This window comes from Haladaptatus sp. T7, from assembly GCF_026008575.1.
Taxonomy (GTDB): domain Archaea; phylum Halobacteriota; class Halobacteria; order Halobacteriales; family Haladaptataceae; genus Haladaptatus; species Haladaptatus paucihalophilus.
In genome coordinates this window covers 45559-58374 of record NZ_BROP01000001.1, presented here as the reverse complement: position 1 = coordinate 58374, position 12816 = coordinate 45559, and the positions used below count along the sequence as shown (strand labels likewise).

14 protein-coding genes are annotated in these 12816 nt (G+C 63.1%); 11 read left to right on the top strand and 3 right to left on the bottom strand.

The features are described 5' to 3' along the window. Positions 1–257: 257 nt before the first annotated feature. The 3 genes from OPC11_RS00325 (at position 258) to OPC11_RS00315 (ending at position 2981) form a co-directional block, all read left to right on the top strand. On the top strand, positions 258–680 hold the full coding sequence (locus OPC11_RS00325; RefSeq protein ID WP_232423712.1) for a hypothetical protein: 423 nt from the start codon (positions 258–260) through the stop codon (positions 678–680). A gap of 142 nt (positions 681–822) precedes the next feature. Then, entirely contained in the window at positions 823–2526 is a 1704-nt protein-coding gene (locus OPC11_RS00320; protein WP_264780666.1) for an acyl-CoA carboxylase subunit beta, read from the top strand. Between the two features lie 110 nt (positions 2527–2636). Further along, positions 2637–2981, top strand: a complete 345-nt coding sequence (locus tag OPC11_RS00315) for a DUF5658 family protein (protein ID WP_007982720.1) — start codon at positions 2637–2639, stop codon at positions 2979–2981. Here OPC11_RS00315 and OPC11_RS00310 read toward each other — a convergent pair. Further along, positions 2978–3433: a MaoC family dehydratase gene (locus tag OPC11_RS00310; RefSeq protein ID WP_007982722.1), complete on the bottom strand. Its 456-nt coding sequence runs from the start codon at positions 3431–3433 to the stop codon at positions 2978–2980. The two genes, OPC11_RS00315 and OPC11_RS00310, sit on opposite strands and share 4 nt — an antisense overlap. Positions 3434–3599: 166 nt before the next feature. Between OPC11_RS00310 and OPC11_RS00305 the strand changes: the two genes are divergently transcribed. Together OPC11_RS00305 and gdhB are read left to right on the top strand one after the other, a co-directional pair. Next, a complete protein-coding gene (locus tag OPC11_RS00305) occupies positions 3600–4949 on the top strand; it encodes a PQQ-binding-like beta-propeller repeat protein (RefSeq protein ID WP_264780665.1) in 1350 nt (449 codons plus the stop codon). A gap of 149 nt (positions 4950–5098) precedes the next feature. Further along, entirely contained in the window at positions 5099–6373 is a 1275-nt protein-coding gene (gene gdhB / locus OPC11_RS00300) for a glutamate dehydrogenase GdhB (protein ID WP_007982726.1), read from the top strand. A 124-nt stretch (positions 6374–6497) separates the two neighbouring features. On the opposite strand, the gene OPC11_RS00295 is transcribed toward gdhB, so the two are convergent. After that, positions 6498–6683, bottom strand: a complete 186-nt coding sequence (locus OPC11_RS00295) for a hypothetical protein (RefSeq protein ID WP_264780664.1) — start codon at positions 6681–6683, stop codon at positions 6498–6500. Positions 6684–6784: 101 nt separating this feature from the next. Here OPC11_RS00295 and OPC11_RS00290 point away from each other — a divergent pair, with 101 nt between their 5' ends. From OPC11_RS00290 to OPC11_RS00270, 5 genes are all read left to right on the top strand, one after another. After that, positions 6785–7630: a CoA ester lyase gene (locus OPC11_RS00290; protein WP_264780663.1), complete on the top strand. Its 846-nt coding sequence runs from the start codon at positions 6785–6787 to the stop codon at positions 7628–7630. A gap of 84 nt (positions 7631–7714) precedes the next feature. Next, a complete protein-coding gene (locus OPC11_RS00285) occupies positions 7715–8971 on the top strand; it encodes a Glu/Leu/Phe/Val dehydrogenase (RefSeq protein ID WP_007982732.1) in 1257 nt (418 codons plus the stop codon). A 205-nt stretch (positions 8972–9176) separates the two neighbouring features. Further along, positions 9177–9848, top strand: a complete 672-nt coding sequence (locus OPC11_RS00280; RefSeq protein ID WP_007982735.1) for a metal-dependent transcriptional regulator — start codon at positions 9177–9179, stop codon at positions 9846–9848. A gap of 1 nt (position 9849) precedes the next feature. Then, positions 9850–10563, top strand: coding sequence for a TMEM165/GDT1 family protein (locus OPC11_RS00275; RefSeq protein WP_264780662.1), 714 nt, complete (start codon positions 9850–9852; stop codon positions 10561–10563). A 39-nt stretch (positions 10564–10602) separates the two neighbouring features. Then, positions 10603–11259, top strand: a complete 657-nt coding sequence (locus OPC11_RS00270; RefSeq protein WP_007982739.1) for a LysE family translocator — start codon at positions 10603–10605, stop codon at positions 11257–11259. A 30-nt stretch (positions 11260–11289) separates the two neighbouring features. Here OPC11_RS00270 and OPC11_RS00265 read toward each other — a convergent pair whose 3' ends face one another. Then, on the bottom strand, positions 11290–11997 hold the full coding sequence (locus OPC11_RS00265; RefSeq protein WP_018128702.1) for an HD domain-containing protein: 708 nt from the start codon (positions 11995–11997) through the stop codon (positions 11290–11292). Between the two features lie 92 nt (positions 11998–12089). Between OPC11_RS00265 and OPC11_RS00260 the strand changes: the two genes are divergently transcribed. Continuing rightward, positions 12090–12812, top strand: a complete 723-nt coding sequence (locus OPC11_RS00260) for an alanyl-tRNA editing protein (protein WP_264780661.1) — start codon at positions 12090–12092, stop codon at positions 12810–12812. The last annotated feature ends 4 nt before the right edge of the window (positions 12813–12816 follow it).

Below are 12816 nucleotides of genomic sequence, written 5' to 3'. Positions count from 1 at the left end.
CTTCGAACCATCGACCTCGGTTGAGGATTCCCGAAGGGTTGCAGTCGCCAATACCAAAAGTAGTCACAGCGAACTATCGCGGTAATCTCGATTTCGAAGCATCGAATCCCGTCACCGCACCACCCCGAATCTATTCGGTGTCTAATTCATTAGAAATAAAACTCTTGGGGCCGGTGATTTCATTTTCGCTGCCAGTTTTCTAGGTGTCTAGATTCACCATTCTTTATCTATGCTGGTCAACTGCTCTTGAGCGTCGCATGAGCAACGAGTCACCCTACCGTGACGACTCGGGGAACCGTCCGTCGAGTCATCCATCCCACGTACTTCGCGCTGAGCCAGCAGTGAGCAGACCGTCGTTCGATGACATCTTCGAACTGCTGTCGGATAAGCGACGACGATACGCCATCCACTATCTCTCGACGACAGCGGACGGCGTAGCGACGCTTTCCGATCTCGTCGAACAGGTCGTTACGTGGGAGACCGAAACATCGGCCAACGACGTCCCTGACGACTACCGTCGCCGCGTCGAGGCATCGCTTCACCACACACACCTCCCGAAACTCGCTGACGCGAACATCATCGACTACGATGCACGGAGTGAATCGCTTCGGTACTGGGGTCAACCCGTACTCGAAGAGTACGCGGAGCACGTCGCGGCCATGGAACTGCCCGACCAGTAACTGCCTTCGATTTCACTCCGCGCTACCCCTACCCTCGCAGACGCTTCTAGCTCTCCCCATCGTTTTTCCTCGGGACGGATGCGAAAATGTTGCCGCGATAGAAAGGGAAAACGGTTTGAAATCGCCTCACGGATTCACATTCATGAAAGTTCGTATCGGTAAGGAGGCGACCGACGAGGAAGCCTCGGCAATCGCCAGCGCGCTCGCCAAGCACGTCGGCAGCGAGGTGGAAGTGTTCGTCGGCGACGCGGACGAACCGACCGCCACGTGGAGCGACCCCGGTGAGCCGCCGGAGGACGACCTCGGGCCGACGGAGCGCGAGGAACTCCTCTGGGAAGAGATCGAGGACATCGAGTCGGGCGGGAAAGAGAAGTACAAAGAACGCCTCTCGGAGAAGGGCAAACTGTTCGTCCGCGACCGACTCGACCTCTGGTTCGGGGACGATGGTCTGAAGTTCGAAGATGGTCGATTCGCCGAGTTCGACGCGGACGACCGACTGCCCGCCGACGGTCTCATCACCGGTGCGGCGGAGTTCGAGAACCGCGACCTCCACTTCATGGCGAACGACTTCACGGTCAAAGCCGGAAGCATGGCAGCGAAGGGGGTCGAGAAGTTCCTCCGCATGCAACAGCGGGCGCTTCAGAACGGCAAACCCGTTCTCTACCTGATGGACTCCTCCGGCGGCCGAATCGACCAGCAGTCCGGGTTCTTCGCCAACCGCGAGGGTATCGGCAAGTACTACTACAACCACTCGATGCTCTCCGGTCGCGTGCCACAGATCTGTGTCCTCTACGGGCCGTGTATCGCGGGGGCGGCCTACACCCCGGTTTTCGCGGACTTCACCATCATGGTCGAGGAGATGTCGGCGATGGCCATCGCCTCCCCGCGGATGGTGCAGATGGTGACGGGCGAGGACATCAGCATGCAGGACCTCGGCGGCGCGAACATGCACGCCGAACACTCCGGGAGCGCCGACCTCGTGGCGCGCGACGAGGAACACGCCCGCGAACTCGTTTCCGACCTCATCACGTACCTGCCCGACAAGGCTCACGAGAAACCGCCGCGGAGCGAGCCGAAAGCCCCCGAACTGTCTCCCGAGGGAATCGACGGGGTAATCCCCGACAGCCCGAACCGCGCCTACGACATGACCGACCTGATAGACCGCGTGGTGGACGCGGACTCCTACTTCGAACTCAGGCCGGACTTCGGCGGCGAAATTATCACCGCATTCGCGCGAATCGACGGCCGACCGGTCGGCATCGTCGCCAATCAACCGGCACAGCGCTCCGGGGCCATCTTCCCCGACGCCGCCGAGAAGGCCGCCGAGTTCATCTGGAAGTGCGACGCGTTCGAGATTCCGCTCCTCTACCTCTGTGACACGCCGGGCTTCATGGCGGGGTCGCAGGTGGAAAAGGACGCGATTCTGGAAAAAGGGAAGAAGATGATTTACGCCACCTCTTCCTCCACCGTTCCGAAACTCTCCGTCGTCGTTCGGAAGGCCTACGGTGCGGGTATCTACGCCATGTCCGGCCCGGCCTACGACCCGCAGAGCGTCATCGCGCTCCCGTCGGGTGAAATCGGCATCATGGGACCGGAAGCCGCCATCAACGCCGTCTACGCGAACAAACTGAACGCAATCGACGACGAAGACGAACGCGCCCAGCGCGAGCAGGAACTCCGCGAGGAGTACCGCGAGGACATCGACGTCCACCGTATGGCGAGCGAGATGGTCATCGACGACATCGTTCCGCCGAGCACCCTCCGCGAGGAACTCGTCCAGCGCTACGACTTCTACGCGGGCTTGGAGAAGGACCTGCCGGACAAGAAACACGGTACGATTTTGTAAGCCGAACGGCTTCGAGGGTTTAGCCCCTCTCTAAGCCGGATAAGCCGGTTCATAATAAAGCACCGTTCCGCCGTGCGTGTGGATGACGTGGAATTCCCGCGCCATCATCCATGAGCCATCAGCAGTTCTCCTACCGGTATCAGCGCACGGACTGGTTCGATTTCGGCGGCATCGAGCGATTGCTCTGGGCCGTCGTCATCCTCGCACTCGTCGGGGATTTACTCACGACGTACGCCGGGTTGCAGGCGGGGCTCACCGAATCGAACCCGGTCGCACGCCACGCGCTCGGCCAGTTCGGCTTCCTCTCGCTCGTCGGGTTGAAGGCGTTCGCGCTCGGCGTGGGGTTCGTCGGGCGGACGTTGATTCCGCGGGAGTACGTGGCGCTCGTCCCGGCGGGCCTCGCCCTCCCGTGGCTGTTCGCCGTGGTCGTGAACCTCTCACTGTTCTTCCACTAGGGTTTCTTGAGCGAGAGCACCGTCCGCTCGAACTCGCAAACCAGCGTTTCGTCGTCTCCATCGACTTTGAAGACCTCGACCTTCATGGTGACGACGCCGCGCTCGCCGTCGCTCGTCTCGCGCTTGTCCGTGACGGTGGACTGGGCGCGAATGGTGTCCCCGTGGAACACCGGCTCGGGGTGTGAGACGTTATCGTACGAGAGGTTGGCGACGATGGTGCCGTCGGTCGTGTCCGGAATCGAAACGCCCACCGCCACGCTCATCGTGTACAGTCCGTTGACCAACCGTTCGCCGAACTGGGTGTCCGCCGCGAAGTCGGCGTCCAAGTGGAGCGGCTGTTGGTTCATAGTCATATCACAGAACCGCTGATTGTCGCTCTCGCTGATAGTTCTCCGTTTCTCGTGTTCGATGGTTTGGCCCACTTCGAACTCCTCGTAGTACAGTCCCGTCATGCGAACTCCTGCGATGAGTGGGGGAAAAATCCTGTCGGTCTGGAGGCGATTGTCACGACCGTTTCGACTGTTGCACGCCCGATGGTCGGGCGTAATCGGTTCATAACAAAGTAGATAGTATTCGAATGGAGTGATAATCAGTCCAACGTCAGGTCAGAGATAAAATATGAATGGTGAGGACACGCGACGGGCGACGGAGGGGAATCGTGACGGAAAACAGACTGAAACGCCGTCGGAGTTCGGGGGGACGGGACGACGTGACGCGTTCGATAGAAACGCGACCGGCGAGTTTCAGATCGACCAGGTGGTTCGACGCGGCGATACCACGATTTCGCGGAGCGTCGAATGGTCGTCCGAACGGTCTACGACGACCGACGAAGCGTCCTCGGAGGGGCGAACCACGTTCATATCCGACGGCGGTGTCGATGCTCCGGATTCGTCACAAGCGTCCGCCGACGCCGGTATCGACGCCGAGCCGGAGACCCAAAGCGGGACGTCCTCCTCCGACGTCGAGACGGAGCGGACGGCACCGATAGCTCCGACGGACGACAGCAGGCGCGCCCACGCGCGCTGGTACTCCCAAGTCGGCGGTCCGGTCGAAACCTCGCCCGTCGTCAGGGACGGGTCCGTGTACGTCGGAACCGAGAACGGGTTCGTCTGTCGTATCGACCGACGGGACGGCGTGAGCGACTGGCTGTTTCAGGCGGCCAACGCGGTGGGGTCGCCGGTGCCGGGCCCGGAGTTGACCTACGTCGGCGACCGAAACGGGAACCTGTTCGCCCTCGACGGAGCGAGCGGGGCGCGGGAATGGACCTTCGAGGCCGACGCGGGCGTGGAGGTGTCGCCGATACTGCTCGGCGATACGCTCTACGTCGCGGCGCGGGACGGGCAGGTGTCCGCGCTCGACGCCGCGACCGGCGAGCAAACCGCGTCGTTCCGGAGTCCGGCGCGGGCGCTCACGTCGATGCGAATCGCGGGCGGAAGCCTCTACGCGACCGGACTCGACGGCGGCCTGTTCGCCCACGACCTGGACGGCGGGGACGAACGCTTTCGCTTCGCGCCGTCTCTCGCCATCGCTGGCGCACCCGCGGTCATCGGCGACACGGCGTACGTCGGGACCGTTGACGGTGACCGCATCTACGCGCTCGACGCCGAGACGGGCGAGACGGAGTGGCGGTACGAAGCCGACGACGGCATCTGGTCGTCGCCCGCCGTCGGGGACGGCATCGTCTACGTCGGCTGTGCGGACGGGAGCGTCTTGGCGCTCGACGCGCGGGACGGGGGCGTTCGGTGGCGCGTCCAAACCGGCGCACGCGTGTGGGGGTCGCCCGTCGTCACGGACGAACTGGTGTACGTCTGCAACGACGACGGACTACTGCTCGCCCTCGACCGGGCCGACGGTCGTCTCCGGTGGCATTTCCGGGCCCACGATTCGTTGGTCGGCGCGCCAGCGGTGGGGAGCGATGCCATCTACGTCGGGGACGTCGCCGGGACGGTCTACGCCCTTCCCCCGTAACCCGTCTCACCTCGCGCGTGTCCCCTCTCCTTCATGTTCTTTCCCGAACATCGTGCCGTGGTATTGCATAGCGACGCGGTGTCGGATGGTAAGGTCTTTCTCCGGTCGCTTCCGACTAAACGGGCAAGCCTGTCGGAGGCGTCCACACTATGGCATCTACTGGGAAGCAGACCACGGACGAACCGGAAACGGCGGTTGAAACGGCCCGACGACAACTCGAACGCGCTGCGGCGCACCTCGACGTCGACCCCGGCGTCATCGCGCGCCTGAAGCACCCGGACCAAGTGCACCGCGTCTCGGTTCCGCTGAAGCGGGACGACGGCGACACGGAAATCTTCACCGGCTATCGCGCACAGCACGACAGCGTGCGGGGACCGTTCAAGGGCGGCATGCGCTACCACCCCGGCGTGACCGAGGAGGAGTGTATCGGCCTCTCGATGTGGATGACGTGGAAGTGCGCCGTCATGGACCTCCCGTTCGGGGGTGCCAAAGGCGGCATCGTCGTCAATCCGAAGGAGCTCAGCAACGAGGAGAAAGAGCGACTCACGCGCCGGTTCGCCGAGGAACTGCGGGACTTCATCGGCCCGATGCGCGACATCCCGGCCCCCGACATGGGAACCGACGCGCAGGCGATGGCGTGGTTCATGGACGCCTACTCGATGCAGGAAGGCGAAACCCAACCCGGCGTCGTCACCGGCAAGCCGCCGGTTATCGGCGGGTCCTACGGCCGCGAGGAGTCGCCCGGCCGCTCGGTCGCCATCATCGCCCGCGAGGCGTGTGAGTACTACGACTACCCGCTCGAAGACACGACGGTCGCAATCCAAGGGTTCGGGAGCGTCGGCGCGAACGCGGCGCTCTCGCTTCACGAATGGGGCGCGAACGTCGTCGCCGTCTCCGACGTGAACGGCGCGATTTACGACGAGGACGGCCTCGACATCGACCGGATTCCGACCCACGAGGAGGAACCGGAAGCCGTCACGACGTTCGACGGCCACGAGCCGATTCCCAACGAGGAACTCCTCGAACTCGACGTGGACGTGCTCATCCCGGCGGCAATCGGCAACGTCCTGACCGAAGCGAACGCCCGCGACGTGCAGGCGGACATCATCGTCGAGGGTGCGAACGGCCCGACGACGACCACCGCGGACGAAATCTTCGAGAAGCGCGACATCCACGTCATCCCCGACATTCTCGCCAACGCGGGCGGCGTCACCGTCTCGTACTTCGAATGGTTGCAGGACATCAACCGCCGTCAGTGGTCGCTCGAACGCGTCAACGAGGAACTCGAATCCGAGATGCTGAACGCGTGGGACAGCGTGCGCGCCGAAGTCGAAGAGCGCGGCGTGACGTGGCGTGACGCCGCGTACATCGTCGGCCTCTCGCGTATCGCGGACGCCCACAAGGCCCGCGGACTCTGGCCCTAACGCGGTTTCAGTTCGGGCATCGAATCGAGTCGAATACGAACGGAGAAGACGGTCACTTTTTATCGTCGGGAGTACGGTTCCACGGACGCGCCGACGGACACGGCGAGCGCGCTCCACCTAGCGACTACTGGTTGGACAGTCCGGCCCCGATTGCGACGCCGATCGCAATTCCGATTCCGACGCCGAGCGCGATGTTGTCCAGTGCGACGCCGAGTCCAGCACCGAGAGCGACGCCGAGTGCGATACCCATTCCCATGTTGCCGTCCGAATCCGCCTCCGAATGTTCATCCGATTCGTCCGTTCGTGACATACCGGTTCACCGCTGGGAGGAGGAATAAAGATATCTGGGAGAACGAGCGGTCCGCCCGCACCTTCGGTGGCTTAAAATCGACGCCACGCGTCGCCTCGTGTATGCCACGACGAAGCGTCATGTTCACGCCGGGCGACCGGCCCGAGATGATGCGGAAAGCGCCCGGAGCGGGGGCCGACGTGATAGTGTTCGACTTGGAAGATGCCGTCGCCCCCGAACGGAAGGCGGAGGCTCGAACCGGGGTTCGTGACGTGCTCACCGACCCGGAATTCGACCCGGACTGTGAGGTGTGCGTCCGCGTCAACCCGACGGGAATTGCGGCGGACGACGACCTCCGCGGAATCGCGGACGGCGCGGAAACGGTCGATTCCGTCATGCTCCCGAAAACGGGGTCGGCGGACGACGCCGAGACGCTGGCCCGACTGCTCGACGAACACGACTATCGGGTCCCCATCCTCGCGCTGGTCGAAACCGCCAGCGGAGTCCTCAACGCGGCGGAAATCGCGGCCGTGGACGAGACGGACGCGCTCGTCTTCGGCGCTGAAGACCTCTCCGCGGACATCGGAGCGACCCGAACCGAGGAGGGGACCGAAGTGCTCTACGCTCGGGAACACGTGGTCCTCGCGGCGAGCGCGGAAGACGTGGACGCAATCGACACGGTCTACACGGATATCGACGACACCGACGGATTGGGCGAGGAGACGGAGTTCGCAATCCGACTCGGCTACGACGGGAAGATGGCGATTCATCCCGCGCAGGTGACGCCCATCAACGAGGCGTTCACCCCCGACCCGGAACGGGTCGAGTGGGCCGAGGCGGTCCTGGAAGCGAAAGCGACGGCCGACGAGGAGGGACGGGGAGTGTTCAGAGTTGACGGAGAGATGATAGACGCGCCGCTCATCGCGCAAGCCGAGCGGATTATGGAGTACGCGCAGGCTGACAGCTGACCCGTGCCCTTATATCTCATTTAGGGGTAATAGCCCATTCTTATTTCGTCATGCTTAACAGTGGGTGGGTGGGATTGGCAAACGATGTCCGAACAAGCCAATCCGTTCGAGAGCTTGCAGGAACAGATCGACGACGCGGCGGAGTACCTCGACGCGTCACCCGACGTTCTCGAACGGCTCAAGCACCCCCAGCGGATACTCGAAACGAACCTCTCCGTCGAAATGGACGACGGTTCCATCGAGACCTTCAAAGCGTTCCGTTCGCAGTTCAACGGCGACCGCGGCCCGTACAAGGGTGGCATTCGCTACCACCCCAACGTCAGTCGCGACGAAGTGAAAGCCCTCTCCGGGTGGATGGTGTACAAGACGGCCGTCGTCGACATCCCCTACGGCGGCGGGAAGGGCGGCATCATCATCGACCCCGACGAGTACAGCGAGGCGGAGTTGGAGCGCGTCACGCGCTCGTTCGCCAAGGAACTCCGACCCTTCATCGGCGTGGACCAAGACATCCCCGCACCCGACGTGAACACGGGCCAGCGCGAGATGAACTGGATAAAGGACACGTACGAGAAGCTCGAAAACACCACGGAACCGGGCGTCATCACGGGCAAGGCGCTCGAAAGCGGTGGCAGCGAGGGTCGCGTCGAGGCGACGGGGCGCTCGACCATGCTCACCGCCCGCGAGGCGTTCGACTACCTCGGCAAGGAGATGGACGGCGCGACCGTCGCCGTGCAGGGCTACGGGAACGCGGGATGGATTTCCGCGAAGCTTCTCGAAGACCTCGGCGCGAACATCGTCGCCGTCTCGGACTCCAGCGGTGCTATCCACAACCCCGACGGACTCCACGCCCGCGACGTGAAAGACCACAAGAACGAGACGGGAAGCGTCGTCGGCTACGCGGGTGCCGAAACGGAACTCAGCAACGAGGAACTCCTCACCCTCGACGTGGACCTGCTCGTCCCCGCCGCGCTCGAAAACGCCATCGACGGCGACCTCGCACGGGACGTACAGGCCGACGTCATCGTCGAGGCCGCGAACGGGCCGCTTACGCCGGACGCGGACGACGTGCTCACTGAGCGCGACGTGTACGTCTTCCCCGACATCCTCGCCAACGCGGGCGGCGTCACGGTGTCCTACTTCGAGTGGGTACAGAACCGTCAGCGCTTCTACTGGTCCGAAGAGCGCGTCAACGAGGAACTCGAAGACATCATCGTCTCCGCGTTCGACGACCTGACGAGCGCCTACGAGGAGAACGACCTGCCGAACTTCCGCACCGCGGCTTACGTCGTCTCCCTCCAGCGCGTCATCGACGCGTACAGCGAGAGCGGCAACTGGCCCTAAACGCGAGCACCCACTCTCACGAATTGGCTTTCCGACCGGCACGAATTTTCCAGGAGTTCGATTCCGGCGAGCGCTCCGTTCACGCAGCGTCGTCGCCGAACGATTGAAACGAGAACGCGACGCATCCAGAGAGACACATTCCGCGAGGACGACCGCCGAACACACGACAAATTGAAGGTTTAGAACTGTCTAATTCGGACCAGTGATGCTAAGCGACGTGATGGAAGACTACTTGAAAGCCATCTATACGCTTCAGAAGGAGGATGGGGGGCCGGTCGCCACCTCCGAGATAGCGGAGTATCTCGGCGTGACACCGCCCACGGTCACCAGCATGATAGAGAAACTGACCGACCGCGGACTTCTCGACCGCGAGAAGTACAAGGGAGTGGAACTCACCCCCGAAGGCGAGACGGTCGCCCTCGAAGTGCTCCGCCACCACCGCCTGCTCGAATCCTATCTGACCGAACATCTGGACTACTCGTGGAGCGAAGTCCACGAGGAGGCCGACCGCTTGGAACACCACATCAGCGAGGAGTTCGAACGACGGGTGGCCGACGCGCTCGGGAACCCGACGGTTGACCCCCACGGCGACCCCATCCCGGACGCGAACCTCTCGCCCATCGACGAAGACGACACCACGCGCCTCACCGAGCACGAGGAAGGTTCCCACGTCGTCGTTGCGCGCGTGAGCGACCGCGACGACGAGGAGTTGCGGTATCTGGCCGACGCCGGTATCACGCCGGATACCGAACTCGAAATCGTGGACATCGCCCCCTTCGGAATGGTGACGGTCGCCGTCGACGGTGGTGAGCAAAGCCTTCCGGAAACCATCGCCCGGTCGATTCGCGTCCGGGCCGTCGTCGAAGAACTCGCGTGAGATGGTGGGAACAGCGACGCCGTTAGCGACCGGTCTCCAGCAGGTCATTCAGCGCTACGACGGCTACGGTCCGCTGGCGGCCGCGTTCCTCGCCAACTTGCTCGCCACGTTCGGGGACAAGGGACAACTCGTCGTCGTCACGCTCGCCTCGCGTTACGACGCGAAAAAGGTGTTCGTGGGCGCGATGGCGGCCTTCACCCTCTGGAGCACCATCGAAATCGTCTTCGGTCACGTCATCGTCACGGTTCTTCCGGGGGCCGCCATCACCGTCCTGACCGGCGGCTTATTCGTCCTCTTCGGCCTCTGGACGCTCAGGAGCGCGATTGTGACGTTCGGGAAGGAATCCGACGACCGTCCGTTGCTCACCGGCGGCGGAATGGACGTGGGTATGAGCGGCACCCTCCTTCCAGACGGCCTGTTGACTCGAATGGGTGCGTACGGCGGGGTTCTGACGACGTTCGTCTTCATCCTGTTCGCGGAGTTCGGCGACAAGACCCAACTGCTGACCATCAATCTCTCGACGACGTTTCCGAACTCGCCGCTCTCGGTATTCGTCGGCGTCGTCGCGGCGCTCGGCCTCAGAACTGGTCTCGACGCGTTTATCGGCGAACGGTTCGAGAGAGTCCTCCCGACGAAGTGGCTCGAACTCCTCGCCGCGGTCGTCTTCCTCGCCTTCGGCGCGCTCGTGTTCGCCGAATGGACGGGTTACCTCTAACCGCGCGCTTTTACTCGTCCCACGCAAAGTGGTGGACAGATGATAGAGATGCTCGTCTCGGGGCTTGCGGGCGTCGTTTTGGGCCTCTCGCTCGCCGCACCCCCCGGCCCGATGAACGCGGTCATCGCCGAGGAGAGCGTGCTCCGCGGATGGCGGTCGGGATTCCTCGCCGGACTCGGCGCGATGACCGCCGACGCCTGTTTTTTCGTCCTCGCGCTCGCGGGCGTCATCGCGGTCGTCAGGGAAGCGCCGATCGTTCGCGGACTCATGGTCGGCGTCGGCGGGCTGTTGATGCTGTACTTCGCCTACGGCGCGGCACAGGACGCGACCTCGACGTTCACCACCGACGAGGTGGACGAGGACGCGAAGGGATTCAGAAAAGCGTTCGCGCTGGCCATCACGAACCCGTATCAGATAATCTGGTGGCTGACGGCGGGGGTCGGACTGCTCGACCCCGGTCGGTTCGACGTGCTCTCCGGACTGCCGGGGAGCCTCACGGTTTCGACCGGCGGGCCGATAATCATCGTCGGTTTCTTCGCGGGAATCGCCTGCTGGATTACGGGATTTCCGGCGGCGTTATCGGCGGCCGGAAAGCGGGTCGATTCGTTCGCACCCGCCGTCGCGTACGTGAGCGCCGGTATCCTCGCGCTCGCTGGCGTGTCCTTCGTCTACGACTCCGTAACGACGCTCGTATGACCGAAAACTGCTGGTTGCGTTTCCGCCGCCTCAGTGTCGTCCACCGCGCGGCGACCCGGACGGTTCGGCGTCCATTTCTGGAACCTCCTCTTCGAGCCACTCGCGGAACCACTTCACGCGCTTGAGCCGACGGTGGGCGATGTCCTGTGCCGTCTCGCTCTGGACGCGGGAGGAGGCGTCCTTGCCGCGTTCGAGCACGCGGTCCACCATCTCGGCGGCCGCCATGTGCGTCCGCGCCTCGTATCCCATCCGCAACAGCATCAGCGCGGTTCCGTTCGCCCCGACCTTATCCAGCATGTCCGCCTCGATGAGGCTCTGTGCCTCCTTCGAGAGGCGCGAGAGGTCGCCCTGATAGGAGTGGTCTTCGACCGCCTTGCACACCTGGTCGACGAACGATTCGGGGAATTCGCCGTGCGATTCCAGATACTCGCGGGCGACGCGCGCGCCCTCCTCCGCGTGGACTTCTTGGTCGGCGTCGAGTTTGGCGATGTCGTGAAACAGCGCGGCGACGCGGGCGACGTCGATGTCGGCCCCTTCCCGTTCCGCGATGGTCTCGGCGAGGTTCACGACGTTGAGGATGTGGTTGTACCGGTAGTCGGCGGAGTGCCACGGATACCACCGCATACGACCCCCGCTCTCCTCGTTTTTCACGCTTGCAGCGAGATACTCGTAAACAAACGTCTTCATGTCCTCGAATTCCGATTGGGAGACGGGAGAACCTTTAATTTCGACACCCACAAAACTCCCTCCATTGTTCAGCGTTCGTACTCATTACTGATACAAACGCACGATTCGCTCTTTAGCGTTACGACGAGGTGATTAAGTGACGGGTGTTCTATTCGACGTGTATGACCGAAGCGTTGTATCTCGACGCGACGAGCGAGCGGGAATTCGAGGCCACGGTCGAACGCGTTACGGGTAACCGCGTCGTGCTCGACCGAACCCTGTTCTACCCCGAAGGCGGCGGCCAACCCTTCGATACCGGCGTGCTCGAATCCGAGGACGAGACGTGGGCGGTCACCGACGTACAGAAGAAAGACACCATCTACCACACGCTCGACGGGACGCCACCCGAGGAAGGGACGATCGTCACCGGACGGATCGACTGGGAGCGACGCTACGCCCACATGCGGTATCACACCGCCCAGCACCTGCTCTCCGCGGTGTTGCTGGAGGAGTACGACGCGCAAACGACGGGTAATCAGTTGTACGAAGACCGTGCCCGCATCGACTGTGGTTACGAGCGATTCACCGACGAGGAGTTCGCCCGCATCGAATCGGTGATGAACGACCGCATCGACGCGGGATTGGCCGTCAACTGGTACGAGATGGACCGCGACGAGGCCGAGGCGTCCCTCAACCCGGAACGGACGCGAATTCACCTCCTTCCAGAAAGCATCCGACGAATTCGCATCGTGGAAATCGAAGGCACCGACCGAACCGCCTGTGCGGGGACGCACGTCGAACGAACCGACGAACTCGGCGCGTTCCGGATTACGGGTCGAGAGACGAAGGGAAGCGACGAGGAACGACTGAAATTCGTCCTCGAATAGGGTC